Here is a 25718-nt window from a genome sequence, read left to right on the forward strand (position 1 = left end):
TTTTCAGGCTTTCCATGATGATTAGTAGATTTCTTCTTGTGTGAATCCAGGTTGTGCCTGCGTTGAGTAATTTTCATTAAACCAAGCATAAGCGACACTGTCCTCAAAGTCTCCTCCGAAGTTTCGGGTTTTGTGTTTCATAACACCTTCTTCGATAAAGCCAAGGCTTTCATAGAGCCCTCTCGAACGCGAATTATTCGCTCTTGACTCAAGCTCGACACGCCAAATATCTGGGCGGTTGACTGTGATATATTCAAGGAAATGTGCGAAAAGTCTTTTGCCAATTCCTTTTCCTTGAAAATCAGGGTGAACGGCGATAGTCAAGTTGGATAAAATGTGGTCGAAGATTTGAATACCGTATTTATGGGCATGTATTTCTCCTATTATTTGATCATTGGACAGAATAATAAATCCAAGTCCGCCATTTTGATTTTCAGCTATGATATTTTGGATATAGCCTAGGTTGATTTCTTTTTCATATCTGGCTATCCCTAATTTATACTTGGCAACATCCAAATACATAGTATGCAAGCTTTCCGCATCCTCAGTAGAGGTTTGTCTTAGTGTGTAGTTCATTTTTCTGCGAGTTAGCGTTTGAAATTGATTACTTTTTAAATAAAAATTGGCTAAAACCATTCAGCTTTAGTTGTCTTCTATTTATTTTGATATAATCAGAAAGGTATAAATATTTTTAATAATGCTTACATATTTTCTAGATTTTATAAATAAGCGAGTGCAGCTCAATAATGAAGAAAGGGTATTACTGGAGAAACTCCTTAAAGTCAGGCTTTATAAAAAGGGGGAGTTTCTGATCAAAGAAGGCGAGTACTCTGATGCGTTTTATTTTAATATTAAAGGCTTGGTCAGGCTATATTATTTGATAGAAGGAGAGGAGAAGACTACTTACTTTTATTCTGGAAACCAATATATAAGCGCATATAGAAGTTTTACTCGGGATGAACCTTGCCGTTTTAATCTTCAAGCAATGGAGGATACGCATATCGTTGCAATTAATAAAAACTCAGCCTATCAATTATTGGAGCATTCATCGAAATTCGAAGCATTGGCGAGGCTGGCAATGGAAGATGAATTAATCTGCCATCAGGATATGGTTGCTTCGCATATTATCATGACACCTGAACAAAGGTATTTGAATTTAATGGAAAGCTTCCCAGAGATTTTTCAAAAAGTGCCGCAATTGCATATCGCGTCCTATATTGGGGTTAAGCCTGAGTCATTGAGTCGAATAAAAAAGCGCTGTTTACAAAAAACTTAACTTAAGTCAATGTCAATGATTTGCATGAAGTATTAATTGCAAATAAAAAGACATGAGAAACGTATATTTGATTTTAGCGATTTTAGGCTTTGTCCTTCCCAATGCTTTGGTATTGATTGAATCATTAGAGACTGGTAATTACTTGTTGTATGCGGATCCGATTTCTACTTTTGAAAGCATGACAGCGAATCGTATAGCGACTATTTTTTCCATAGACTTGATGTTCGCCGTGATAGTTTTTTTCATTTGGACTTATAAATCATCTATTGTTCTGCTAGGAAGAAAAAAGATCTTTTTCTTGTGGGGAGTTACAATGATATTTGGTTTCGCTTGTGGATTGCCTTTGTATTTGTATATGAGGTTAATTAGCAATGAGCTGAACTACACAGCTGTTAATAGTAAAGTGTAGTTTTTTAAAATTCGAGAAGAGTCGCAATATCTCCAAATGAGTCATTTGACTATTTATTAGTATTTCTATTCTTAAACAAGAATGACGCTAATGAAGGGAATATAATATTATGAAAGTTTTTATTTACTAAAGGTTAACGTTTGAAGGAAATAATTACCTTGATGAATATTTATTATTCATTATTGATTAAGTTTAACTTTATAGATTGGATATCATATAGATCTTAAAAAAGTAAAAAGTCGAGATGAATTCTTGACTTTGTATTAAATATCCTTAAATTGATAATTTATTAGCTTTTTAAGTATTTAATCTTTTAGTATATATGGTAAAATTGTCTACAAAACTCTTTTGTTTTTTTTGCTATTGTCTTGTGGCTATTGGTCATGGTGCTTTGGCTCAAAAACAAAAAATTGAAACTGCTGTACCTGAAAAGCATCAAGAAACTCATCAAATTTCTTGCGGTACACATGAACTCACGGAAGAATTCCTTGAAGCTCATCCCGAAATAAAATTGGAAGAAGAGAAATTTCAGGAATTGATCAAAAGTGCCAAGCGTGATCAACAAAATCGTCGTTCTTCAAGAGCATCGGAAACAGAATATACGATACCTGTTGTATTTCACTCATATCATCCTAATGATCCTTATTCTGTTTTTCCAATAGAACAAGCGCAAGATGTCATTCAGATGTTAAATGAGGATTTTAATGCTGAAAACGCAGATTTTAGCGATATAGATCCTGATTTTCAAACGATAGCGGCGGATGTTGGGATTCGTTTTGAATTAGCGAAATTTGATCCGGATGGCAACCCTACTTCAGGTATTACATACACAGTAACTGATGACGCCGCATACAATGATGGTGGTTTTAGGGATACGCCTTTTAAGGAAAAGAAGTATTGGCCTAGAAGCGAGTATATGAATGTTTGGGTTGTAGGGTCGATTGATGATTCTCCTTATGCTTCAGGTTATGCTTATCGTCCGACAACAGTAACAGGCGAGCCAACGAAAGATGGTATTGTGTATAACAGAAGATATTTGGGAAGAGACGGAATTGGATCTTCAGAGACTGAAGTCACAGGTCCTAATGCGCATATGGCACGTGTGATGACACATGAGGTAGGACATTATTTGGGTCTTTATCACACATTTGAAGGAGGCTGTAGCGGTCTGGGAGATAGAATTGATGATACTCCAGCAACTACTCAAGCATTTGATTGCGAAAGAGAATTTTACCCTTGTGATCCAGCTGTAAAGGCTAATATTGAGAATTATATGGGCTATCATAGCTGTACGAGAATGTATACCAATGGTCAGAAATTGGCAATGCGTACGGCTATGGAAAGTTCTGCATCTGACAGAGATAACTTGACTACAGCGGAAAATTTGTTGAAAACGCTTGGTTATGGTCTAAGCGCATCCCGTTTGGAGTATAGCCGTCAGATTCTTTCTGAAGCTATAGCAAATGATGGTAGCATCGAAGGTGAAATAGAAGTTAGTTTAATAGGTGGTAACGCGAGCTTTGTGATTTCATCAGGAAACTTAAGCGAGGGTACGCATTTCACGGCTTCGAATATCCCTGCGGGATTAAATGTGCAAATTACTGTTGTTGATGCAAAGAAAGCGAGCATCCAATTTACTGGAAATGCATCTGCGCATGAACAAGTGAATACCTTGCATGATATAGGAATTAGTTTTAGAGCTGCTGCTTTTGTTGGTGAAGACTTTAATCAAATGAAATCAGTAGAAAATAATTCGATATCGTTAATGTTTAAGGATGTGTATAGAATTGTTCATATTGATATTTCACCTGACAGAATTTCACATGAAGGCGATGAGCGTGTGAATATTTCGCCTGAAGACGCTTTTGGAAACTTGCTTTTCAGACCTTACTATCGTTCATACCAACAGGATAGCGCTCTTTATGTGCAGTCAAATGGGATGTATTTCGTAGGTGTTGCGGATTTGACAAAAGATCATGTGTTGCCTCTTGCTGAAGGAACTGAGATTGGGGCGTCTAGCAACTGGGATACAGAATTTCAAGATAGAAGATTCCCTTTGATTTGGAAGGAAGATGTTTATCATGATTGGGAAAGTGTTGACGCTTATATGGGTATTCAGATTACTAAAGATGGGTTGCCGCATTATGGCTGGATTCATTTGAAAGTTTCAGCGGCTGGCGATAGTTTAACTGTTTTTGATTATGCTTATAATGAAGAGCCTTATGCTCCGATAAAAGCAGGGGAAACTGAAAGTCCAATCGTCACTTATTCTCAGCAACATTATTGGGAAAGTTTAGACAATGACGGATCCATTAAGACTGAAGCGTTTGTAGATTTAGTTACTCTGGATGAAGAGTTTTCTATGAGTTCAGGAACTTTGCAAGCAGGAACACATTACCGAGTAAACAATGTTCCTTCTGGTTTAAGTGTTAAAGTTGAAGCAATTCATAAGAAACGATTAAAAGTCAGCTTTGAAGGAAATGCGACAATTCATGACGCTTCCGCATCAGTTAGTAATTTTACATTTGAACTATTGGATCCGGTTTTCAATACCTCGAGAGCTTCAGATATTTTAAATACGCGAATAACTGACTTCAAAATAAGCTTTTATAATGACTTTAAAATTGTGCATCGAACATATGCTCCAACAGAAGTTTATAATGCAAATAATGTATGGAAAATATTAGGCTTTAAAGAAGAGGGTGACTTAAGCACTGATTTTGGGAATGGGTCTTTTGCATTTCAAAACCAGTATACTTATAACTTTAATTTATACCCTTATGATGGTGGAAGTGTAGCAGCTGTTCTTGATGGAGACAAGCCTATGGTAAGCTTAATCACTGCTGGGGAAGAAATTGGCGATATGACTTCTTGGATAAGAGGTAGCTCAGAGTATGATGATAGACTTTACGTGAAAAATGATAATTATCTTGTGTGGAAGGGCAAAACGGGCTTTGTCGGTTTTCGTATGGAAAAAGACGGACTTTATCATTACGGATGGATAAAGATATCATTAAGCGATGCGGGTACGGATCTAATAGTTCATGAATATGCTTATAATACAAAGCCGCTTGAGAAAATTATAGCAGGAGATATTGGAAACGGCAATCTTGTAGCTTCAGGGTTGGACTTTAAAGAAAGTTATGACAATGACGGAAGCATAAGAGAAAGTTCAACAATGGGCATTACTTTATTAGGTGACGGGTTTTCAGAAGTTGCTGGAACAATATTAACCGAGAATACTCATTTTAGAGTGAACAACCTTCCTCAAGGACTTTCAGTAGAAGCGGAAGTAACAAGCTCAACGACTCTAGAAATTACATTAACAGGTAATGCTTCGGCGCATGAAATAAAAGGTGAAGTTCAAAATGTAAGCATTAGTTTCTTGAATGCAGCGTTTGTTTCAGGTAATGCTTCATCGGTTAACAACTCTACGATTTCGGGAATTAATATTATTTATTTAGATCCTTATAAAGTGATTTTTACTCCGGCGGATCCTTCTGCTTATGTAAACACAGAACGTACCATGGATAATTTGGATCGTTTTGAAGGTCATGCGAGAATGGATGATTCTGGTTTTACGCTTTATTACGACAGTGATTCATTGCGTTTTATTTCTTATGAGAAGCCATTGGTTGTAAATGGAGATGGAAAAACGATTTCTCTTATTACGGAAGGCACGCTCATTGATGAAAGTTTAAATTTCCAAAATGGTAAGCCACAAGGGCAAAGAAATCCTTTTGATGCTAACGAATGGAAAAATAAGACAGGTTTTATTGGTGTTAAATTCACAAAAGACGGCAGATTCCATTACGGATGGTACGAAGTAGAAGTTGATGCTAAAGGCGAGACGTTAACTCTTCTTGGCTGGGCTTATCATAATAAACCTGAGACTCCTTTAATGGCAGGGGAAGGCAAGCGGTTATTGGAGCATAATTCAGTAAGCGGTTATTATGAAAAGAATTCGAATGTTGGAGAACTGGATAATTCCAATCCATTAATCATCACTACTGTTGGGCAGGGTTGGAGCCAAGAAGTAGGAAATGTATTAGCTTCAAGTCATTATGATTTTACTAATATTCCAGCCGGGATCACTCCTGTAATCACGATCTTAACAGAAAATACTGCTCAGCTTACTTTTAATGGAAATGCAAATTTCCATGCTTCAGGAAATACAGTTCAAAATGCTAAATTAAGCTTTAATGCTTCTGCTTTTGATGGGGTTGCTGACATTAGCGATGTAAGAAATAATGGTTTTAATTTGATGCTAGGTTTTGCCGATGACTTCGGAATCACTTACGTTGACATAGATGACCAAACATTAAGTGCGTCTAATACTATAGTCCAATTCACTTTAGATGAAGCTTATGCAGATACGGATCTAAGATTGGATTTTTACTCTGATAACTTTAATGTCACTTTTCAAGATAATGATAATTTTATCGTTGTTCTTGATTCTGTATTTACCTATGAGCCTGGATGGTCTTATGTTAAAACACATGATTTTGGCGATCTGATCGGAGGTAGCTCTACTTTTGGAGAAACATCATATAACCCTTACTTAAGAGATCCTTCTTATTTCAATACTTGGGTGGATAAAGTGAATTACCTTGGTTTCAAATGGATGAAAGCTGACCAACCTTACTACGGGTGGATTAGATTTGATGTGAATGCTGATGGTAGTCAATTTACTGTGAAAGAATTTGCTTATCAAAATTCCGCTTACTTCCCGATTAAAGCTGGTTATAGAAATCCTGGTTTATCATTTAGTTCAAAAGCGTTTAATGAAACTTTGCAAAATGATGGAAGGTTAGACCCTACAGGTATCACAATAACTCTTATTGGGGATGAGTTTAGCCAAACTTCTGGAGAATTAGACGCTTCAAGTTATTCAATCACGAATGTGCCTGCAGGGTTTACACCTAAATTGACAGTGCTTGGGAAAGATAAAGCGAGGTTGGTGCTTGAAGGACAAGTAAGCGCGCATGCTAGCTCAAATCAAGTGTCTAATATTTCACTTCAGTTTTTTGACAGCGCTTTCCTTTCTGGAGATGCGAATATTTTGGAAAATCATGAAATTAATGATATTAAGGTTGTTTTCTATGATGCATTTGAAATCATATATGAGGATAGAAGATCAGAAAATATCAGCGGAGATCAAGAAATTCCGATGAGCGATCCTATTTGGCAGGATGCTGGTCAATATTGGGAATATAAAGTTTATCCATCATATGTTTATTTAGCAAGCAATCAGGCAGTAGAGTATATAGGTACTGGTGGTGAAAGAGCAACAGCTCTAAAGGCTGATCAAATAGTAGATGGTTCTTCAAATTATGAAAAAGGATCTAGAGCTTATTTGCAAGATCGCTATGGTTTTACAGAAGATGAAACATCATACCTAGGGATTAGAATAAAGAGTGAAGGAGAATATTATTATGGTTGGATACATATTCGAACAAGTAATTTTAATGATAATGGAGTTCCTCAGACTATTACTTTATTAGAGCATGCTTATAATTCCCAGCCTAATGCTCCTATCAAAACGGGACAAACAGAATACCAAGGAAAACCTACGCTTGCAATAAGAGAGTCGAGCTTGTATTTGAACAGTTCTGATGCAATCTCTTTTGGCGAGATGTCTGTTGGAGAGCCAGATTTAACGAAAATGTTCTATTTGGAAAATATCGGTAATGAGGTTTTAACTCTTACTGGTTCAGTGAATGATTTTATTACTCTTGAAGGTGACGATATAGATGCATTTGAAGTTGTACAAACAAATTTGAAAGAAAATGTAGCTATTGGAGAATCTTTAAGCTTCGAAGTGAGTTTCAAACCAAGCACTGAGGGTGAAAAGTCAGCTAAGCTTATTTTGAATTCTAATGATCCTAATTTTCCGATGTTTAGCTTGAACTTGAATGGAACAGCGAAAGCTCCTGTGGATGTGATCGAGCCAGTTGTTGAGATTACTTCAACTCCAGCAGTTGTAAATGATGAAATTAACATTTTGTCAGGCCAATCTGTGGATTTTATGGATGCTTCGACGAACACACCGACTTCTTGGTCATGGAAAGTTGATGGCGAGGAAATGGGAACAGATAGTAATTTCAGCTATACTTTTGCAAACGCAGGAGAGTTCAATGTCGAGTTAACTGCATCGAATAGTGCGGGATCAGCGACTAAATCGGTGAAAGTAATCGTAACATCAGCTTTGACAGCAAGTATCAGCACTGATTTTATGAATTTGAAAGTAGGTGATATCAGAGCGCTTGCCGCGGATGTGAACTTAGCAGGTTCAAGTTACGCTTGGGAAATTTTGAAAGATGGAGAGTCTGTATCAACAGAAATTTCAGAAAGCTTTGATTATACTTTTGCGACAGCTGGTAACTACGAAGTGAAGCTGACTGTTAATAATAACGGTCAAACAGTTGTAGCTGATTCGAAAACGTTCGATGTGGCTAAACTTGAGCAAAGCTTGACTTTGAATGAAAGCTCAATTGAATTGTTTATTGATGAGAATTTCGAAATTCTAGTAACAGGTGCGCAAACAGCATTGTCATTTAAAGGTGCGGACGATAATATAGCGACTGTAGATGCTGAAGGAAATATTACAGCGATTAGTCCAGGAACAATTATGGTTACTGTTGTTGCTGAAGGTACTTCAGAATATGAGGAAGCTCAAGCTACGATAGAGATTACTGTAAAAAGAAATAATGATATCGTTCTAGGTGCTTCTGATTCAATTGCAGAAATCATTTCGGTTTATCCGAATCCATCGAATGGTAATTTCACATTGAAATTGCCTAAAGGAGTAAGCAAAGGGAAAGTTGAATTATGGGATGCTTTAGGAGGTCATGTGCTTACAGATGCACTTAAAACTAACTATAGCTTTACAAATTTAACAACAGGAGTTTACTTCTTGCGTGTATACGTTGATGGTAAGTCCACAGTATTGAAGCTTTATATTCGTTAAAAAATATTAAGCTCTAAAATAGAAATGAACCTCAAGCCTTTGATTAGGCTTGAGTTTTTTTTATGTTTATTGCCACCATTTTTTTGTGTAACGGATATGATGTTAAAAACTGAAATTTGAAATCCTTGTATACGATAGATTAAATATAGACTTCTTTAATCAAATACGATTTGCTTTTGAAAAGCACTCATTTTTTAGGATTTGATACTGTGAAATTGTTGTTAATTATTGTGAAATAATTAACATGATTGCTCTTCAATGAATATCTTTAAATTTAAAATATATGGTTATTAATTTATATTTCAATGATAAGGTATTTAACGCTTTTACTTTTAGTGTGCTCCCAAGCAACTGCTCAACAAATCGAGACCATTTGAGGCAAAAGGTTCAAAAAATCACAGTATCACTCATTTTCGAGTGTCAGGAGAAAAGGGCGATGTGGATTTTATGGTTTATGGTGATGATTTGAAAGATAAAAAGCCAGTGTTAATGTTTTGTCAGGGTTCTCTGCCTAACCCTTTGATCGAAAGAAGAAAGGATCAATCGTTGCATCTGTTCGGTGGAGGAATAGTGAATTTTGATTTTCTTAAATGGCATGAAAAATATCATATTGTCTTCATAACCAAGCCCATAACTCCAGTTGTTGTTGTTCATAATGAAATAGACTCTCGCTATTGTTATGTGAAAGACACAGCCAATGCTATGCAATTTTGGAGAGAGTATGGGAATCATGATTTTATTGAAAATTATGTGGATCGGGGGACAAGAGTATTGGACTATTTGAAAAAGCAGGAATGGGTAGATGCTTCGAGGATAGTTTAGTTTGGGCATTCGCAAGGAAGCACCGAAGCAATGTATTTAGCACTAGCTGATTCTTCGATTACCCATGTTGGCTTGTCCGGATTTAGCCCGTCTGGAAGAATACAGCAGTATATCCGGCAGGCTAGAAAAGACGCTGAAATGGGAAGGATAAGTTGGGAAGAAGCTGAGGAGAGGATGAACTTTCAATATGAAAGCTTTAAGAAGTACCATAGCTCTGATACTACAGCAAATAGGTCACTCTTTATTTCTTGGAAATCTTTTTCTAAGGACCGCAGAGCTGATTTGTTAAAAATAGATCAACCTATTTATGTCGTGTTCGGGACTTCTGATATCGTCTCAGATGATTGCGATTACCTTCCTTTGGATTTTATAGCCGCAGGGAAAAAGAACCTTACCATCAAAAGATACTTCAATATGGAACATAATTATTTTGAGCTTGATGAAAATGGCGATAGGGATTATGATAAATTTAATTGGCCTAAAATGATGGATGGTTTTTGGAGTTGGGTGGAGGCTAAGAGCGATGAAAAAGTGAATTGATATATTGCTTTATTTAAAATCAACTTGGCGTTCAAATTAAAGTAAATATCTCACGAATTATTAGTTGAGAAACAGTATCTTTTAAGAGTTGAAGTGAGACTTATTCGAATAAACTCTGTCTGGTTAATTCAAGAGAAAAAAGAATTAAAATATCATTACCAGACTTGTAAATCCATGCTGAGGGACTAGTTCCAAATCCTTGTTAAACGACTTCATTTTTATGCTATTTACCTTTAGAGCGTTTGTACTCAATGACTTTCTTTCACAATTCATAACATACCGAAGTGTCCTTCTCATGGATACAAAGTTCTTTAATTGTATTGACTTTAAGTATATATTTTTGTTGTTTTCAAGGATGATGTTAATTTTTTCACCTTTATAATTTATTACTGAAGAAACATCAGCATGTTTGACATTGAATTTGTCTGTACTTATTTGGAAGTCGATTATTTCTGATAATTTAATTTTTTTGTTTTTATGTACCCTCCTTATGATGATTTGATTTTCATAAATTTCGACTTTCTTCCAATCGAATAATATAATAACACCAAGTGTGAAAAAGGTAAGTAAAATAAATGATAAACCTATTATATTTCCGTTTGAATAATATACTGAGCCGAACCCAATGGATATGAAAATAGCGGTTATTCCAATAAATTGATTAAACAAGGTAGGTTTAGATTCGAATATAATTGGATTGTTTTTCAATTTTCTTTAATGTCTGTTCGGAAAAATCTTTCGTTTACTAGTAATCGATTTACGATAAAACTTAAATAAAAAATATCTTATCAGAATATTTAGAGAGGAAATCTTAGCTAGCCATTAATATTACGAATTTAATTGTTAATCTATTATGGATTAGGGTAGTTTGTGTGATTAGTGTTTATGTTTATTCATATAATTATATTTATTTTTTAATAAAGCTTTTTTTAATTACTTATTAAAGAAATATGCATTTAACTCCATATTCCTGATTTGATCTTTCAGAAGATTGAAATTACTGTGATAGTGTTTGCAATCTCAAGTTGATTATAATAGTGTGGCAATCAAGATTTTTTTTAGAGCTGGTTAGGTTGATTTTAGTTTATACTTATCGAATTTTAATTGTTTTTTTATTTATCTTACCAAAATATAATAGTGAATATATTGATGAAATTTGTAGAGTGAATGAATGAATGAATGAATGAATTTTTAAAACTGAATGGAAATAAATTGAGGTTTGCATTTTTTATTACTTCATTGCTTTTTTTGGCGATTGTTTTAACTGTTTTGGCAATTGGTTTTGTGAATGGCAAGTTTCCTGATGAATTTTTATTGGCAACTATTTTATTAGGAGCCGGAATAGGTTTTCCTGTTTTTATTTTAACTATTACGTGTTTTGAATGGTTATCAAAGGCCAAAGTTAGAAAAAATGCATTTGCTAAAAACCCATTTAATAAACTTGATAAAATAGGGTTTTCAAGTTTTTTGATAAATGAAAAATCAAAATGGGTTTTTACGGAAGAATCAAAAGTAGCGGTGATCAATGGCTTTAAAATAGAAGTTGAAATAACAAGAGAGAGTCCGGATATTATTCAATTCAAGGCTAAAGTGCATCGCAAAAGAATAGACTATGATGGGCTTAAACAGCTTGAGAAGTGTTTTGAGGGGTATAGTATAATTTTAGGTTATGGTGAGATAATTAAGGTGTATAATATAGATGGCGTAACGATCATGTCTCATCTGCAACTTGAGTCGGATTTAATAAAATTCACCGAACTGTTGAAAAATAAACAATTTGAACCGCAAAAGAATATTGAGTATTAAATGAATTTTTCGATCATATATGCTTTGATTTTTGGTTTAGTTTCAGCGATTGCTGGATTATTATTTATTACTGAAACGTATGGTAAAGGCTGGGAATATCTTTGGCTTTCAACTGGTTTTGCCGGTTTTTTTTCAGCTTTTTTGTTTTCTAAACTGCATAACAAACATATTTATGCAGGTTTTGAGCTTGTAAAATTAGGCCTTGTTGTTGGCATTACGAGCCATTGGGTTCATTGGTATATTTCTTTATTGGTGTCTTATATCAATGTCGAGTTTTTAGGCGCATATATGTATGGAGAGCATATAGATCCTTTTGAAGGCTTGTTAGTGGCCTTTGAACTATCATTTATTAGTCTTCTTGTTTTTGGATGGATTGCAATTCCTATATCTATAGGTGTGGCATTTTTAACTAGATGGATTATCTATCGAAAAGGATTGAAAAGTATTGAGTAGTTGTGATCTAATCTAAGAGATCTTAAAAAATATAAGTGAGTATTATGAACACCAAAACGCATTTAAAAAATACTAAGGAGCAAGTCATTGAAGCTTTATCTAGCGAAAAGGAAGTTTTGGTGAAAGAGTTTGCAAGTATTTTACGAATCTGTTCTGATGTGTTAAATATTGAAAAGTTGCTGTTTTGGGAGGATTTGCTCAAAGAAAATGGATGGGAGTCGCTTCTAATCACAAAATCAGCAGTAAGCGAACAGTTGATTTTTTGGCGAAATTATGAGCCTTCTTTGAAAACATTATCAGCCAGTCTGCAAAAAACATGTGAAAAGGTATTTCTTTATTGGGAAGAGGATGATTTATGCGATATGCAAGGCCAATTTTATTATTACAAATTCAAAGAAACGAATCAAGTGTTTAAAGAAAGTGAGTATGGTAATTTGATAGGAGTTTCAAAAGAATTAATACAAAAGTCAGAAATATCAATAGCTTTGATACCGGATTTGGCCTATTCCTCTTTGCTTAATATTGACTTTCATGATAGTTTGTATTATTAAGATTGCTTTATTTTAGAATTACAAGAGGTAGGTTTTGAAAAAATATGATAGCAAATAAGAATGTAGTTTTTAGCCTTATTAAAAAGTTATGGTCAAAAGTTCAGAAACTAGTTATTTAGTTTAATATCGAAAAAAGGAAAATTGTGATTTATTTTTTGTATAATTAAAGGGAGTAAGGTAGGTTAATTTTGTAGCCTCGCTAGAAACCACACCTTATTCCCTAATTATTTCAGCACCAGTTAGTTAGTGAATGTCTCGCTAACTTGGTAATCAAATTGGGGTTATAAAGCCATATAATAAGCGTTATTTCCCTGTGCTAAATGATGTATTTGACTACCTATGAGCTTTCCCGGCTGTAGAGTTGAATAAGCCTCTCCGTATAATAGCTTCTTCATTCTTTCATTATTCTCTTTCAGAAAATTATTTTCTTCAATGAGCATCTTTAATAATTCATTCTGATTACTTGAAGTGCTTTTGTTTGAGTTAGTCTCACTTTCTAGTTCATTTGAATTAGTTAAGTTTTTTGACTTACCGCTTAATAACCAATTTGCATCTACATCAGGAAATCTTTGCAATATTTTTTCTAAAACCTCACTAGAAGGGGATGATTTTCTACTACCTACGATATTTTGTATAGTAGCAGTTGGTATTCCAATTGACTCAGCAAACTTAACCCTACTCATGTTTTTCTTGAGAATAAGGTCATTTATTCTATTATTTACGCTCATAGTGGTATTATTTTATTTATTTTTTAATTTTCTAGATTTTGATTTGTGTTTATTAATTCAATTGAATTATATTCGAGTGTGCAAATCACACTAAAACACATTCAAATATACTAAATCACATTAATTATTTACTTATGAAACGTTAAATATGTTGCAAAATGAATAAGGAATTGGTCTATATGAGTTATAAAGACTTGCCAAAGAAAGAGAAAGGCAAAGTTGTAGAAAGGTTTGTTAAGAGATTTGAATTAGGAGAATGGTCATTTTATAGAAATTTAAGAAATAAGAGTTTTAAGCCCATTCAATTAGCTTTCATTAATAAAATCATTCGGGAATTGACTTCAATATGATGACTTAATGGGGTTTAAAATGGTAACCAAATACTATTTTTTAATACAATTTAATGCTGTTAGATCCAAAATCCTCGACTGGGAGCGGTTGAAAGTGATGCTGATAAGAGTTCGAATCTCTTACGAGGACTATTCAGAAATGTAAAAGACATTTTGTAGTTAGTGTTTTAGGTTTGTTTATCCTGACTGGGTCTAGTTGGTAGTGAAGTTGAGCGAGTTCGATTCTCGCACAGGATCAATTAAGTAAAATTGATATTCATGAAACTAGTATTCAAAGAATTTAATTATCAGCAAGCCTCATTAGAGCTTTTGTCTGTTCTCAAGGATAAAGTCCGGGCATTGGATTTCTTGGATTACGTTGCAAAATTCTTTACGAAGAAGCAAGACATTATATCCTTGGTCATTTCAGATGAGAGCAATGAAGAGGTAATAAAGTGCGACACTTCCTTTACTAAGGATGAGACGATAGAAGTCTTAAAAAGCATAGTATCAGAATACGAAAACCAAAAAAATAAATCTCATGTCAAAGATCAACAACCTAGAACCTGAACAGCTTGACTCAATTCAAGAGATGTTTAATGCCGACGGCTTATTAGTATTAGCTTTGGATGCAACCTCCTACGAAGGTGAAAAATGCTCCACACAGCTATATTCAAATATTCCCATTGAAAGCCGGATAATGATGCTGAAGATGGCTTTGGAGCTTGAGAAGAAAAGTTTGAGAGAGCTAACAAATTTTTCAGCCAATTAAAATATTGTCGAGTTATCCTGCCTTGGAGCTTGGAGGGGATCGTTTCCCCTCGCAGGATCATGATTAACCAAATGATTATAAATATGACCTTTTATTCCAGACCGCCATGAGATTAAGCTCACATACTTCCTATTAAGCGTTGTAGCTACCGCTTGCATGGGATTACATCTTAAATAATAGACTAAAATTCTTATCCGAAATTGTCTTATCGGATTCTCTATGCCTATACTCTACAGCGTTAGGCTTTATTTTGAACCTTTTTTCTGTTATTCCTTTCAAGGAAAATCATTTTGGAAAAATGAGTTTACCAATGTTTACACTGTTTCTTTAGTGTTTACTAAATGTTTACCTAAATGTTAGGAGCTAATTTTTTTCGCTCCAAAACCACTAATTATAATGGCATACTCGACAAATTCAAATCAAAACAATTCATTCAACAGCTTCTTCAAGGCCAATATGAACCAATGGGACAAGCTAAACTCGACGTACTGTTGGAAAATCTACCAAGTTGGCAATCATCGTGTTCTCTCCGGATACAGCAAAGGAAAAAACATTTCTGAACGAGTGGACAAAGACACTCTTCTACAGGCCAAAATTGAAATGCTTTATAAGAAAGGTTATTTCATCGACAAGCAAGTAGGAAAACGCTCGGCTCTGGACCGAATAGAGTTCTTTTACAATAAAATTGGCGACCTTGGGGAACCCTTTTTGACTATGTACTACGATCATTACGAGCTCTCTCCCTCGGAAATCGACAATCGCAATCTTATCAACTTCTTGGAACGATTCACCGCCTTGCGATCCGGTGAAGATGTTCAAAACCTTGTCAAGAAATCACGCAAAAGCACTGAAGATCTGCTAAGCTTATCCAAGCATAGATTTTTAGATGAAAACCAACTGCATAAGCATTGTCTTTACTTGCTTGATTCTTTGCATATTCCTAAAGGTCGAATTGAGGATTTCTACAGAAAATATAGAGCTAAGTATTTCAAAGAAATTGATAATAAAAGCACTGTTAAAGAGGTTGAAGTGCCTAAAGATGAATTGGCTCAGAAGGTTTCCAGAATGAAGAACAGATATCTTCAAAAACTTGGAAAAGATCATGTTCAGCTATATATCAAAGATATAAAAGCACAAGGAAATATGTTCATGAAGGCTACGCTGGAAAGGTTTGAAAAAGGGATTTACTCTGATAAGTTCGACAGATCATTATACGCTACTTTTCTGATAGAAAGATACGGTTCAAACGATGATAAACAGATGCTTCGAGCATTCAAATCACAATAAATAAAAAAAGCTCAAAAGAGTACCAGTCCTTTGAGCCTTGTTAAGATTCAATCTCCAACAGATTAAATTTTTCTTATGTCAAATGTACAAACAATCTCGACATTATGCAATGTCGGTGACAGAGTTTTATGCTCTATTTTGAATAAACCTAACTACGGAACAATACAAAAGATCGTCTCCGAATCGAAAGTTCGCATCAAGGTGGACAACATGCCCGGAGTCGTCAATTTCAAGCTGAAAGATATACTTATAATCACAAAATGATTAATAATGAAAGTACAATCAAATGGTATGGGAACACAAAGTGTTGCTATGTATTTAATGAGTAGTATAGGAGTTTTACCTCGTTTAGATCATTCTATTTTCGTTGATACTGGCTTAGAAAAGCCTAATACGTATAAGGCTTTAAAGTGGCTAATAGAATGGTCCACTAAAAACAATGGTATTCCCTTAACTGTGATTAAACAGAAAAATTTGTATCAAGATTTAATGAAAAACAAGGGACGGTTTGCTTCAATACCTGCTTTTACTGAAACAAATGGAAGTGGTGAAGTTGGAATGTTAAAAAGACAATGTACAGGTGAGTATAAAATAACTCAAGTCAATAAGCAAATAAAAAAAATACAAGGGCTAGGAAAGTTTGATAGGTATAATGATGCAGAAGTTTGGATAGGAATTTCACTAGAGGAATGCCAACGAGTAAACAGTCCTAAAATTACAAACTTTAAGAATGTTTTCCCTTTTTGTAATGCTGAATCAACTAAAGAAAATGGGGTTAATCATGAAATGAATAAGTACTTTGATAATTATGGAATTACAAGATCTGAGATTATTAAATGGATGAATAAGATGGGCTTCCCTGATGTAGGAAGATCCTCTTGTGCATTTTGTCCATATATGTCAAATTCAGAATGGGCAGAAGTTAAAAAAGATCCAAAGACTTGGAAAAAGGTTGTAGAATTAGATTCTCACATAAGAAATAGTACTAAAAAAGGAGTTCAACAGCCAATTTATTTAACAGATCAATTAGTCCCCATTAATCAAGCCTATTTTAATGAGGCGCAAGTAAATGCATTTGAAGACTGTGAAGGGTATTGTCACATATAATTTTCTACTAATGAACTTCATTAAAAAACACTACTTATTGATCATCATCGGACTGGTGATGATCAATAATATTGAGCACTTGGCTTATGTGCATCATGATATAAGTCGAAAGCTTTTTGGTCATGAAGGTAGCATGATTCACTCGATAATAGTTGTGGTCATAATAGAACTTTCGATCATGGCATTTGTGATAAATGGAAAAAAGACTTTCGCCCTTTTCTTTACCATCGCCTTATTTGTCTTATCCATGCTATACTATGACTTGAGAGCTTTTATCGCTCATGGAAATTGGGAGCAGCTTATCTCAAGCACGGTTTACTCTACACTGTTCACAATAGCGATTTATATGTTTTCGGATATGTACAATGAAAAGGCGAATGATGATTCGCCAAATGGCGATTCAGAGCAAAACAACTTGATTCAGGTCCAAAGAGACTTGAATGAGTCGGAGCTCCAACTCAATGAGCACAAGGAAAGAAACGAAGAGCTTGAAACCATGCTTGAAGAGTCTGGCAAATCACTCAAAGTATTGACTTTGAATTCAGGCATAAGCCAAAAAGCATTAAGCCTAGCTCAATCAGAGCTTGACGCTCTTCATTTAGAAATCAAAGATCTACAGAAGATCAGCAATGCATGGATGGAGCTTTGCACTTGCAAGCATTGTGGAAAGTTATTTGATAACCCGAATGCTAATAGAGTTCATCAAGGGAGGTGTGCTAAAAATCCAAAAACTATTTTATAAAATATGAAATGAGGTTAGTTTAGATATAACCTCATTTCATTTCATCAAAATATCGGTAAGGATAATTACTATTTAATTGACTCATTACTTCACTCCAAAAAGGGATCTTTTTCTTTTTGTTTAAAGACCACATTTTTTTTCTGTATTGATCATATTCTTTAGTATCCCTTATGTCTAAACCTTTGTACTCTTCATCGTAAAATTCTTCGTATATATCAAGGCTACCTCCAAACTCTTTGAGTAAATAATCTTTCATACTCCAGCCATAATGTACTGTATCTATGCCCATAATCGATAATACTGGACTTTCAATTTGATCTGGTACATTTACAACAAATCGATGAGAATAAATAGGCAATAGTTTAGGTGCTTGGCTATACTTATTATTGAAAAAATTTTCAATTTCAATTTCTGACTCAGGTCTTTTTCCCCAAGATTTTAACCAATAACGATGTTTTTTAACATCTTCTAAAATTAATTTATATGGCCAATTTAAATAATACTTTACTTGAGCATCACACTTCCAATTCATGAAATGTGGCCAATCCTCTTTTTCAATATCATTATGATTTACATTTTCATAACCTTCTACAGTGTCAAAATCATGCAAGACTTTAAGAAATTCTCTATGTTCATAAGAAAAGCTAATTTTATATTTATCTTCAATTTCAAAAATCTCTTCTTCTTTTAAACCAATCCATTGCTGATTTTCAGATTCATTATAGTTCTCATCTTCATAATCTAATTCATTCCAATATTTTTCTGTTTTTTCTTTAAACCAATAAAGAAAGTCAATATAGTCTTCAGGTATTTTCATAGTTTTAATATTAGAAGAACTTATAAATATTAAAAGTTAATTTGTTATTTTATCTCATAGATTGATAAAACAATATATTTAATTAAATTATTTGAAGTATTGATTGGGAAAAAGACGATAAATATAACTGAAGGTTGGAAAGAAAAATGGAATCACTTTGTTGATTTGGAACCAGATAACAATTTACCAATAGATGATATTTGGTTTCATTTTGATGAAGATATTTTATTTTATACTCATGATGAATATTTTATTGATTTAGGCTTTTATGGAGGTGATTATTCGGTCAATAGATGTGGATTTTTTGCATTGTATGTAGGAAAAGGAGATTTCGGCCAAGGAGTTTTATACGAATACTTCATCTCCAGATCCTCTGAAGAAATAAAAATCAAAATTGAATTATATATGAATTTGATATCAAGCAATAAAATTGAAGGCTTAGAAGGTTTGAAGTATGGTGATGATATCGATATTCATGACTATATTTTCTCTTCTGTTGAAGACTTGAAAGTTCCTCGTGAAAATGTTGATTTTGAAAAAATCAGTCAGGCTAATGTTTAATCTCTTTATTTTCGGTAAGTTAATTTACTCTTTTCAGTGTAGTTTATTGGTTTTATTTTTAGTAAAACTAATCAATGTGTTTTGAGCTATTTTTTTTAGCTTTTAGTTTTGTATTTATCATGCTGGTTATTACTTTTGTTATAAATGATTGTGGTGAAATATTTTGACTTATTGTTATGTGATTATTACTTTGTATTTTTCTTTTTTTCTCAATCAAAATAATTTTCACACATGACAAATTTAAAAATTAAAGTTCCTGTATACTCATCTGTATTAGAAAGTAATATATCATTAGAAAATGGTTTAGATTATGATACTAGAAGTTTAGATGATATGGTTAATTCGATTATTAGATCTATTGAGCCATATGCTGAAAATAAATTACAAATCAAACCATTATTTAATAGAAATAAGACATATAAGACTGTAGTACAGGATTTAAAGCCATATAAATATTTAATAAAAGGTAAGGATCCATGTGTGTTATTGCAATTTACAGCATATACAACTAATCATTTTGATGGATTTTTAGAAACTCAAGAAGATCAAAAAATTGAGTTGAAAAAAAAACATAAATTAGGAAGTGATTATCACTTTTTACTCATTTATCCTGTTATTCATGGAAAAACAAAGAAAAACTTTAAGTATCATTATTTGATTTTAATATATGAAGACCCTCATAAGGATAGTAATTTAATAATGAAAGCTTCAAAACAATTAATAAAAAAGGTTTTAGAGTTAGATATAAATAATATTAAGAAGAAGGAGATTTTTGATGAATTAGAGAAAGGAAATACTCTAATTGTTCCTCAATTTAATATGAAGTTTTCAAGCATTGTTGTCGATCCAGATACTGATGAAGTAGATTTGGAACACGTGGAATATTTGTATAATCACAAAAAGGCAACGGATATTGTAAAAGAGTATGTCCAAATACCATTAAATAATGTAAAGAGTATCATAGAAAAAGCATTTGAAAATAGTAAAGCAGACAAATTTAATTTTTATAAAAAAGTATATAAGTTGATAGTCGGTAAGACAGAATATAGAATTAAACTAGAGCAGTTATATCAAGATGAAAATAAAGAACTAATTAAAGATACTTATGAGAAGATTTTTAATTCTTCAATTGAAATAACAGAAGATGAATTAAGTGATAATATCTATGATCATGAGTTTATACTTGAAAAACTATCTCCAATAATAAGTAATTATGTCAAGTAATTTTAAATATATAATAGATATACTAATTGAAAATTCCAGTACTATCATATCTGATGTGTGGGGTTTTAATATTACTTTTCTAGGTATTAGCTTGACTATTTTTACAGTTATATATTCTTTTATTGTTAATAAATTAGATGAATTGAATTTGAATGCAGAGGAGATTAAAAAAGGGAACAACAGTCCTATTGTTGAGATAAAACAAAACTTATTAGAGAATAATATTCTCTCATTGAGAAGAATGAATAGGCACTTTATTGTTATTATACTGATTACTTTTGTTTTGTCAATAGTTTCATTTTTATCTAAATATCTTTATTTATTTAGTGATTATTATGAACAGAGGGTTGTTGTTTTTTTATTGATTTCAACTTTTTTCTCATCATTGTATATATTTTATATGCTAATGAAACTAATTTTTAGATACTCAAAACTAATGAAGAATTTATAGAATTAATTAATATGATTGAGTTATTGAGAGGTGTTAAATGGCTATATGCATTTTTATTGATTATAACATTAATTATATGCTTTTTAGTTGTTTTTTTTAATGATATGTCTCGTTATTTTTTTCCAAATTCTTTGAATAAAGAAGGTGAATTATTGAAAGTAATTTTAACCTTTATCGGAGGATTGGTGGGGATTATGCTTTTATTTATTCATTATAAGAGGATGGTTTTAACAGATAAAGGTCAGATTGAAGATCGTTTTAATAATGCTGTTGAGCATCTAGGAAATACTGATAATGATAGTATTGTAGTAGGTGGAGCTTATTCTCTTCATCAGGTTGCACTGCAAGATTTTTCTTATAGAGAAATTGTGTTAAAAATTTTATGTGCACATATCAGAAATGAATCATTTTTATTAAATGACGAGAGACCTCAAAAAATTAGCTTCGTATCAAAAACTATTTTAGAAAATATCGCACTAAATCAAAATAATAATAGAGATAAGAGAAATATTTACGATAGTAGTTTAATTGATTTATCAAATGCATTTCTAAGTTATAGCACTTTAATGGGAGGAAATTTTAGAAAATCAGTATTAAGAGGAGCGTATTTGGATAGTGCTATTTTGAGAAGAGCAAATTTACATAAAGCTCAGTTAGTAGATGTAGATTTTAGTTGTGCTGACTTAAAAGGAGCGGATTTAAGCCATTCAAATATGAGAGGAGCACTATTGTATGGCACTGATTTGAGTAATGCAGATTTAACATGTGTATCCTTATCAAGGAAAAATTGTGAAGGAGTTATTTTAAAAGGTGCTAATTTGACCAAAGCTGGATTGGGAAGTATTAATTTATCATTTGTTAATTTATCTGAAGCGAACTTGACAAGAGCATATTTATTTAGAACTAATTTAAGAGATGCTAATTTTCGAGATGCTAATTTAACTAATGCATATTTTGTTGAAGCTGATTTAAGTAGAACGTTATTAAAGTCTGCAAAATTATCTGGGGCAAATTTCTCAGGAGCAATTTTAGATCAAGCTTTTTTAAACGATGATGCTTTAGATGGTGGATATCTTGCTTTTGATTATTCGCATATGCGTTCTGATTTTATTACTCCAGAGTATTTAGATCAACAAGGAGCAGTTTATGATGAAAATACAGTATTTACTTTATTAGAAGAAGATAAGAAATAAAAGTTTTAATTGATTAGACCACCCCCAACGCCTCATAAATCTGAATAACTTGTTTAGGGTTGAGCCTTCCTTGGGGAAAGTTCAACTCTAATTTTTTTAAATACCTGTACAAGGTTTTCGGACTCACGCCGATTTCGTGGGCGATTTCTTTTCTTGTCTTGAATTTTTTCTCTTGGGACATAATCTTATAGCTAAGTCATTCACAATCAGCTTAAAAAATCATCTAAATATACTATTTTTCAGGCAAATTTGCCACCAATAATGCGTCATGATTAGCCTTTTTCGGCTTTTTCTCGCCTTTTCTTTCGGTCATTTTCCGTTCTCTTTCCCTCTTATTGTACATAACGTCTCATTTTAGGACGATGCGTTTTTTTTTGCTTTTCCTTGCAGAGGTAAATTAAAGAAAACGTCCATGAAAAAAGCCCTTCTCCTTGTTAGCCTTTTGGCCTTTGGCCCCAAGCTTTACTCTTACGCCAGAGGCATGAAGCAATCCGCTGAAAAGCTTCAGGTGAACTTGCATGATATCAAGCGCGTTCGTTTCGATTCCGGCAAGCTCAACTTTGACGTCATCCTTGAAGTGCATAACAATGCGGAAGGGACTTTCAATCTGGACCATGTTTTCGCCAAGATTTTGATCACGGACAAAAACGGCGACAAAATGCAAATTGGCTTCACGCCTCCCAACTTGAGAAGCGCTTTGATTAGACCCTTTGCGACGACTAAACTTACTGTGCCGTTTCAAGTGCCATTGCTTTCGAATATGAGCAATCTGTTTTCTGTCTTCAAGCTGAAAACCATCAACCTTGAAATTGAACCGACGATCTCCGGCATTACATTGCCTGTCATCCATAAATCCTTCAGCCTATGAAAGCCAAGTTTAAAAGGCCGCTGAAGGACGGCGTGGAATTCAACAGCTATTTTAGTTTTCCGGATCATAAGGAAGATTTCCCGACCATGCAAGCGGATTACTTCCAGATTGTCGATTTAATGAAAGACTTGATCTTGAAAACCCAATCGCAAACGGCGAAAATCGCCAAAAGGCTAAATGGCGAATCTTTGGGCGAAATCTGCGAGAACATCTACGACTTTATCTACAACCATGTGCAATACAAAGAGGATGAGAAAGGATGGGAAGTGTTGCACACACCGGATAGAATATGGTTCAAGCGATTCACGGGCGTTGATTGCGACGACTACACGATTCTAGCCAGTTCGATCCTTTTGAATTTGGGGATTTCTCATGCGCTTCGCATGGTGGCCTATGATAATGATTACCAACACATTTATGTTGTGGTTCCCAAGTTCAAGCATTCCAATTTAGACCATAGAAGCGATTATTACGCCATAGACCCTGTGGTGGACGAATTCAACCAAGAGCCAAAGTATGCTGATCATCCACCAAAACACGATGAAATTATGATTCCAGTTCGAGTATTGTCCGGCGTGGAGCAAACCACAGAGTTTATCCCGGACATGAATCAAGACATTGAAGATATGCTTGTAGGTATATCGGGTGTCTCCTCCAATAGTTCCTTCATCCAAGCAAAAAGCAGCGTGAACTTGTTGGACGAAGAGCCCGATTTTACCGACGAGCTTTTGCTCAGCGGACTTGGCAGCAACAGCCAAGACCTGAGCCCCGATCAAGTCATGGACGGCTTGTGGGACGGAGTGAAAATCCATTTGATCAAAACCCGCAACACCTTGCTTTCAAAGCCTGTGTTCAAACAGCTTGAGAGCGGCTTGATTCAAGAAATCAACCACGCCTTGGACAATTGGATTGATCCTGTCCAAAGGGCGAAAACCATTCTCCTTTTGGCCGAAAAAGAGGAGAAATTGGAGCGAGAAGCCAACCAAACCGAAGGCTTGGGCTTTTTGAAAAAATTCAGAAAACGAATTTGGCGCGGCATCAAGAAAACCGTCAAAAGAGTCGGCAAAGGCATTAAAAAAGTCAGCCGAAAGATCGGAAAATCTGTCAAGCGCGCTTGGACGGGCATCAAGAAAACAGCCAAAAAGGTTGGCAAAGCCGTCTGGACGGGCGTCAAGAAAGTCGGCAAGTTTTTGATGCGCTTCAATCCTGTCACAGCACTTGCTCGTGGCGGCGTGCTTTTAGCCATTGGCGGCAACGCTTTTAAAATGGCTGAAAAATTAGGACTCGCCTTTTTGTCTCCATCAGAAGCCAGAAAGCACAATGTCGATGAAGGCGCTTACAAGAAGTCTATTGAAGCCTATAAGAAGACTTACAACCTTTTTGTCAATATCATGCAAGGCAAGCGAAGCAAGCTTGACAAAGCGATACGAAAAGGATTCAGAAAGAAATTCAAAGGGGAAATCTCCCGAAAAATGAGTTTTGACGCGATCAAAGGCGGTGGAGTGACCATGAGAAAAAGCGTTGCGACAAGCAAGAGCAAACGCGTCAATCGAACGGTCAAAAGATCCACTCGAAGATTGCCAAGCAAGTTTCCACAAAGAAGACCTACAGGCTCGCTGTTTAGAAAAAGATACAGCTTGCGCGGCATAGAGGAAGAGGAAATCTTGACGCAAGAAGAGCTTGAGCAAGAGATAGAAAACGAAGTGAACCGCCTTGTCACAAGCGAAGGCGAAGGATTGCAGGGACTTGGAGAGCCTGCCACAGCGACTACAGGCGCAGCGGCTTCCGGATTCATCGCCAAGATACTCGCTTTTCTCAAATCCTTTGGCGGCAAGATCTTCAAAGCGGCCAAGAAGATCTTCAAGAAAAAACCGCTGACGGAAGAGGAAATGAAGATGACGCCCAAGGAGCGCAGACAAAAGCGCCGGGAAGAAAGAAAAGCCAAGCGAGAGCAAAAGAAAAACGGCAAAACGGACATTCGCCAAAAGGCTAATGAGCTGATCAATAAAGGCGAAAATATTTTCCACAAAGGCCAAGAAATCTATTCGGAGGGCCGCAAGATTTATCATGACGGCAAAAACCTAGTCAACAATGCCAAAAACATGATTGACACGAGCGCTTCCGGAGGTTCCGGCTCTCATTCATCGGCGGCTCAAGCGCAGTTGACATATGAAAGCGGCTCGAAGCAAGCGAGCTCCAACGGGATGATGATTGTCGGCTTGGCGTTGTTTGGAGGCATTTTGTTAAGCAAATCCAAGGGCAAAGACGAGCCGGAAGACAAGAAATAATTCTATCAATTTTCCATACGAATATGAAAAAAGAAGTAACAGATCAAATGATGGATACGGGAGTGAAAGTCGCTCTCAACATCGCAGGAGTATCGGGCGGAAAACTTATCAAGTCGATGGTTCCGGCGAACTTCAAACTTAAAAAATGGGTCGGCGGATTGATGGCCGTTGGAGCTCTCGGTTTGCAGACGCAAATCGACAGCTCGGAAGCCAAAGAGGTCTTGACGGGTCTTGCCATTTATGGAGCAATCGACCAGATCAATCAATTCATTCCGGAAAGCGCGGACGGCAAGCCAAGCGCTTTGAGAAAGTTCGTGCCTGCGCTTAGTGGACTTAGCGGCGACGATCAAACCTATTACGGCGATGAGTACGCTGATTACGAAGAGCTTCCGGGTGATGATGAAATCGACGAGGCTTTGTTCCTGTCCGAAGATCATGACGGTCAAGGCGCGTTGATGGGAACCGACGACGAAGCGATGATATAATCCTTCCCCCGCATTAACCTTATTTATCCACAGCAATAA

General features: G+C 34.8%; 26 protein-coding genes. 21 read left to right on the plus strand and 5 right to left on the minus strand.

The annotated features are described in order from the left end of the window. Nucleotides 1–21 precede the first annotated feature (21 nt). Entirely contained in the window at nucleotides 22–576 is a 555-nt protein-coding gene (locus tag AABK36_RS06160; RefSeq protein WP_309941318.1) for a GNAT family N-acetyltransferase, read from the minus strand. A 121-nt stretch (nucleotides 577–697) separates the two neighbouring features. Between AABK36_RS06160 and AABK36_RS06165 the strand changes: the two genes are divergently transcribed. The 5 genes from AABK36_RS06165 to AABK36_RS06185 all read left to right on the plus strand — a co-directional run bounded on the left by AABK36_RS06165 (nucleotide 698) and on the right by AABK36_RS06185 (nucleotide 10017). Then, nucleotides 698–1276, plus strand: a complete 579-nt coding sequence (locus tag AABK36_RS06165; RefSeq protein ID WP_309941319.1) for a Crp/Fnr family transcriptional regulator — start codon at nucleotides 698–700, stop codon at nucleotides 1274–1276. A gap of 52 nt (nucleotides 1277–1328) precedes the next feature. Beyond that, nucleotides 1329–1685, plus strand: coding sequence for a DUF2834 domain-containing protein (locus tag AABK36_RS06170; protein WP_309941321.1), 357 nt, complete (start codon nucleotides 1329–1331; stop codon nucleotides 1683–1685). A 370-nt stretch (nucleotides 1686–2055) separates the two neighbouring features. Then, nucleotides 2056–8655, plus strand: a complete 6600-nt coding sequence (locus tag AABK36_RS06175) for a M43 family zinc metalloprotease (protein WP_309941323.1) — start codon at nucleotides 2056–2058, stop codon at nucleotides 8653–8655. Nucleotides 8656–9072: 417 nt separating this feature from the next. After that, nucleotides 9073–9477, plus strand: a complete 405-nt coding sequence (locus tag AABK36_RS06180) for a hypothetical protein (protein WP_309941326.1) — start codon at nucleotides 9073–9075, stop codon at nucleotides 9475–9477. Between the two features lie 30 nt (nucleotides 9478–9507). Next, nucleotides 9508–10017, plus strand: coding sequence for a hypothetical protein (locus AABK36_RS06185; RefSeq protein ID WP_309941328.1), 510 nt, complete (start codon nucleotides 9508–9510; stop codon nucleotides 10015–10017). A 144-nt stretch (nucleotides 10018–10161) separates the two neighbouring features. Here AABK36_RS06185 and AABK36_RS06190 read toward each other — a convergent pair whose 3' ends face one another. Further along, complete coding sequence (locus AABK36_RS06190; RefSeq protein WP_309941330.1) at nucleotides 10162–10725, minus strand: hypothetical protein; 564 nt, start codon at nucleotides 10723–10725, stop codon at nucleotides 10162–10164. 471 nt (nucleotides 10726–11196) lie between these two features. Here AABK36_RS06190 and AABK36_RS06195 point away from each other — a divergent pair, with 471 nt between their 5' ends. The 3 genes from AABK36_RS06195 to AABK36_RS06205 are packed head-to-tail and all read left to right on the plus strand — an operon-like array spanning nucleotide 11197 to nucleotide 12827. Then, the gene (locus AABK36_RS06195) at nucleotides 11197–11823 is read left to right on the plus strand and encodes a hypothetical protein (RefSeq protein WP_309941331.1); all 627 of its coding nucleotides are present in this window, start codon (nucleotides 11197–11199) and stop codon (nucleotides 11821–11823) included. Beyond that, nucleotides 11824–12276 carry a hypothetical protein gene (locus AABK36_RS06200; RefSeq protein ID WP_309941332.1) on the plus strand — a complete coding sequence of 151 codons (453 nt, stop codon included), beginning with the start codon at nucleotides 11824–11826 and terminating at the stop codon, nucleotides 12274–12276. Nucleotides 12277–12320: 44 nt separating this feature from the next. After that, a complete protein-coding gene (locus AABK36_RS06205) occupies nucleotides 12321–12827 on the plus strand; it encodes a hypothetical protein (protein ID WP_309941334.1) in 507 nt (168 codons plus the stop codon). A gap of 281 nt (nucleotides 12828–13108) precedes the next feature. Here the strand turns inward: AABK36_RS06205 and AABK36_RS06210 are convergent, their stop codons facing one another. After that, nucleotides 13109–13555 carry a helix-turn-helix domain-containing protein gene (locus AABK36_RS06210; RefSeq protein WP_309941336.1) on the minus strand — a complete coding sequence of 149 codons (447 nt, stop codon included), beginning with the start codon at nucleotides 13553–13555 and terminating at the stop codon, nucleotides 13109–13111. 158 nt (nucleotides 13556–13713) lie between these two features. On the opposite strand from AABK36_RS06210, the gene AABK36_RS06215 reads away from it, so the two are divergent. The 7 genes from AABK36_RS06215 to AABK36_RS06245 all read left to right on the plus strand — a co-directional run bounded on the left by AABK36_RS06215 (nucleotide 13714) and on the right by AABK36_RS06245 (nucleotide 17792). Continuing rightward, nucleotides 13714–13905, plus strand: coding sequence for a hypothetical protein (locus AABK36_RS06215; RefSeq protein WP_309941338.1), 192 nt, complete (start codon nucleotides 13714–13716; stop codon nucleotides 13903–13905). 258 nt (nucleotides 13906–14163) lie between these two features. Beyond that, nucleotides 14164–14454: a hypothetical protein gene (locus AABK36_RS06220; protein ID WP_309941340.1), complete on the plus strand. Its 291-nt coding sequence runs from the start codon at nucleotides 14164–14166 to the stop codon at nucleotides 14452–14454. After that, complete coding sequence (locus tag AABK36_RS06225; protein WP_309941342.1) at nucleotides 14426–14656, plus strand: hypothetical protein; 231 nt, start codon at nucleotides 14426–14428, stop codon at nucleotides 14654–14656. The genes AABK36_RS06220 and AABK36_RS06225 overlap by 29 nt, the downstream gene beginning before the upstream one ends. Before the next feature lie 396 nt (nucleotides 14657–15052). Further along, entirely contained in the window at nucleotides 15053–15943 is an 891-nt protein-coding gene (locus AABK36_RS06230) for a hypothetical protein (protein WP_309941343.1), read from the plus strand. Nucleotides 15944–16018: 75 nt separating this feature from the next. Further along, on the plus strand, nucleotides 16019–16207 hold the full coding sequence (locus tag AABK36_RS06235; RefSeq protein WP_309941346.1) for a hypothetical protein: 189 nt from the start codon (nucleotides 16019–16021) through the stop codon (nucleotides 16205–16207). A 6-nt stretch (nucleotides 16208–16213) separates the two neighbouring features. Next, complete coding sequence (locus tag AABK36_RS06240; protein WP_309941347.1) at nucleotides 16214–17050, plus strand: hypothetical protein; 837 nt, start codon at nucleotides 16214–16216, stop codon at nucleotides 17048–17050. Between the two features lie 10 nt (nucleotides 17051–17060). Then, a complete protein-coding gene (locus AABK36_RS06245) occupies nucleotides 17061–17792 on the plus strand; it encodes a hypothetical protein (RefSeq protein ID WP_309941348.1) in 732 nt (243 codons plus the stop codon). Between the two features lie 31 nt (nucleotides 17793–17823). Here the strand turns inward: AABK36_RS06245 and AABK36_RS06250 are convergent, their stop codons facing one another. After that, the gene (locus AABK36_RS06250; RefSeq protein WP_309941349.1) at nucleotides 17824–18609 is read right to left on the minus strand and encodes a hypothetical protein; all 786 of its coding nucleotides are present in this window, start codon (nucleotides 18607–18609) and stop codon (nucleotides 17824–17826) included. 99 nt (nucleotides 18610–18708) lie between these two features. Here AABK36_RS06250 and AABK36_RS06255 point away from each other — a divergent pair, with 99 nt between their 5' ends. From AABK36_RS06255 to AABK36_RS06265, 3 genes are all read left to right on the plus strand, one after another. Next, nucleotides 18709–19170, plus strand: coding sequence for a hypothetical protein (locus AABK36_RS06255; RefSeq protein WP_309941350.1), 462 nt, complete (start codon nucleotides 18709–18711; stop codon nucleotides 19168–19170). A 231-nt stretch (nucleotides 19171–19401) separates the two neighbouring features. Then, complete coding sequence (locus AABK36_RS06260) at nucleotides 19402–20394, plus strand: hypothetical protein (protein ID WP_309941352.1); 993 nt, start codon at nucleotides 19402–19404, stop codon at nucleotides 20392–20394. A gap of 462 nt (nucleotides 20395–20856) precedes the next feature. Beyond that, a complete protein-coding gene (locus AABK36_RS06265; RefSeq protein WP_309941353.1) occupies nucleotides 20857–22038 on the plus strand; it encodes a pentapeptide repeat-containing protein in 1182 nt (393 codons plus the stop codon). A 13-nt stretch (nucleotides 22039–22051) separates the two neighbouring features. Here AABK36_RS06265 and AABK36_RS06270 read toward each other — a convergent pair whose 3' ends face one another. Beyond that, complete coding sequence (locus tag AABK36_RS06270) at nucleotides 22052–22219, minus strand: helix-turn-helix domain-containing protein (protein WP_309941355.1); 168 nt, start codon at nucleotides 22217–22219, stop codon at nucleotides 22052–22054. 231 nt (nucleotides 22220–22450) lie between these two features. Between AABK36_RS06270 and AABK36_RS06275 the strand changes: the two genes are divergently transcribed. From AABK36_RS06275 to AABK36_RS06285, 3 genes are read left to right on the plus strand one after another with little or no spacing between them, the layout of a single operon-like run. Continuing rightward, a complete protein-coding gene (locus AABK36_RS06275; protein WP_309941356.1) occupies nucleotides 22451–22906 on the plus strand; it encodes a hypothetical protein in 456 nt (151 codons plus the stop codon). Then, nucleotides 22903–25194, plus strand: coding sequence for a transglutaminase-like domain-containing protein (locus AABK36_RS06280; RefSeq protein WP_309941357.1), 2292 nt, complete (start codon nucleotides 22903–22905; stop codon nucleotides 25192–25194). Before AABK36_RS06275 ends, AABK36_RS06280 begins: the two co-directional genes overlap by 4 nt. A gap of 23 nt (nucleotides 25195–25217) precedes the next feature. Next, the gene (locus AABK36_RS06285; RefSeq protein ID WP_309941360.1) at nucleotides 25218–25679 is read left to right on the plus strand and encodes a hypothetical protein; all 462 of its coding nucleotides are present in this window, start codon (nucleotides 25218–25220) and stop codon (nucleotides 25677–25679) included. Nucleotides 25680–25718 lie beyond the last annotated feature (39 nt).

The organism is Aureibacter tunicatorum, from assembly GCF_036492635.1.
GTDB lineage: Bacteria > Bacteroidota > Bacteroidia > Cytophagales > Cyclobacteriaceae > Aureibacter > Aureibacter tunicatorum.

Excerpts from the sequence above, each read along its gene's own strand:
- AABK36_RS06160 (WP_309941318.1), bottom strand. The coding sequence starts at position 576 with ATGAACTACACACTAAGACAAACCTCTACTGAGGATGCGGAAAGCTTG.
- AABK36_RS06165 (WP_309941319.1), top strand. The coding sequence starts at position 698 with ATGCTTACATATTTTCTAGATTTTATAAATAAGCGAGTGCAGCTCAAT.
- AABK36_RS06170 (WP_309941321.1), top strand. The coding sequence starts at position 1,329 with ATGAGAAACGTATATTTGATTTTAGCGATTTTAGGCTTTGTCCTTCCC.
- AABK36_RS06185 (WP_309941328.1), top strand. The coding sequence starts at position 9,508 with ATGTATTTAGCACTAGCTGATTCTTCGATTACCCATGTTGGCTTGTCC.
- AABK36_RS06195 (WP_309941331.1), top strand. The coding sequence starts at position 11,197 with ATGAATGAATTTTTAAAACTGAATGGAAATAAATTGAGGTTTGCATTT.
- AABK36_RS06200 (WP_309941332.1), top strand. The coding sequence starts at position 11,824 with ATGAATTTTTCGATCATATATGCTTTGATTTTTGGTTTAGTTTCAGCG.
- AABK36_RS06205 (WP_309941334.1), top strand. The coding sequence starts at position 12,321 with ATGAACACCAAAACGCATTTAAAAAATACTAAGGAGCAAGTCATTGAA.
- AABK36_RS06210 (WP_309941336.1), bottom strand. The coding sequence starts at position 13,555 with ATGAGCGTAAATAATAGAATAAATGACCTTATTCTCAAGAAAAACATG.
- AABK36_RS06215 (WP_309941338.1), top strand. The coding sequence starts at position 13,714 with ATGAATAAGGAATTGGTCTATATGAGTTATAAAGACTTGCCAAAGAAA.
- AABK36_RS06220 (WP_309941340.1), top strand. The coding sequence starts at position 14,164 with ATGAAACTAGTATTCAAAGAATTTAATTATCAGCAAGCCTCATTAGAG.
- AABK36_RS06225 (WP_309941342.1), top strand. The coding sequence starts at position 14,426 with ATGTCAAAGATCAACAACCTAGAACCTGAACAGCTTGACTCAATTCAA.
- AABK36_RS06230 (WP_309941343.1), top strand. The coding sequence starts at position 15,053 with ATGGCATACTCGACAAATTCAAATCAAAACAATTCATTCAACAGCTTC.
- AABK36_RS06235 (WP_309941346.1), top strand. The coding sequence starts at position 16,019 with ATGTCAAATGTACAAACAATCTCGACATTATGCAATGTCGGTGACAGA.
- AABK36_RS06240 (WP_309941347.1), top strand. The coding sequence starts at position 16,214 with ATGAAAGTACAATCAAATGGTATGGGAACACAAAGTGTTGCTATGTAT.
- AABK36_RS06245 (WP_309941348.1), top strand. The coding sequence starts at position 17,061 with ATGAACTTCATTAAAAAACACTACTTATTGATCATCATCGGACTGGTG.
- AABK36_RS06250 (WP_309941349.1), bottom strand. The coding sequence starts at position 18,609 with ATGAAAATACCTGAAGACTATATTGACTTTCTTTATTGGTTTAAAGAA.
- AABK36_RS06260 (WP_309941352.1), top strand. The coding sequence starts at position 19,402 with ATGACAAATTTAAAAATTAAAGTTCCTGTATACTCATCTGTATTAGAA.
- AABK36_RS06265 (WP_309941353.1), top strand. The coding sequence starts at position 20,857 with ATGATTGAGTTATTGAGAGGTGTTAAATGGCTATATGCATTTTTATTG.
- AABK36_RS06270 (WP_309941355.1), bottom strand. The coding sequence starts at position 22,219 with ATGTCCCAAGAGAAAAAATTCAAGACAAGAAAAGAAATCGCCCACGAA.
- AABK36_RS06275 (WP_309941356.1), top strand. The coding sequence starts at position 22,451 with ATGAAAAAAGCCCTTCTCCTTGTTAGCCTTTTGGCCTTTGGCCCCAAG.
- AABK36_RS06280 (WP_309941357.1), top strand. The coding sequence starts at position 22,903 with ATGAAAGCCAAGTTTAAAAGGCCGCTGAAGGACGGCGTGGAATTCAAC.
- AABK36_RS06285 (WP_309941360.1), top strand. The coding sequence starts at position 25,218 with ATGAAAAAAGAAGTAACAGATCAAATGATGGATACGGGAGTGAAAGTC.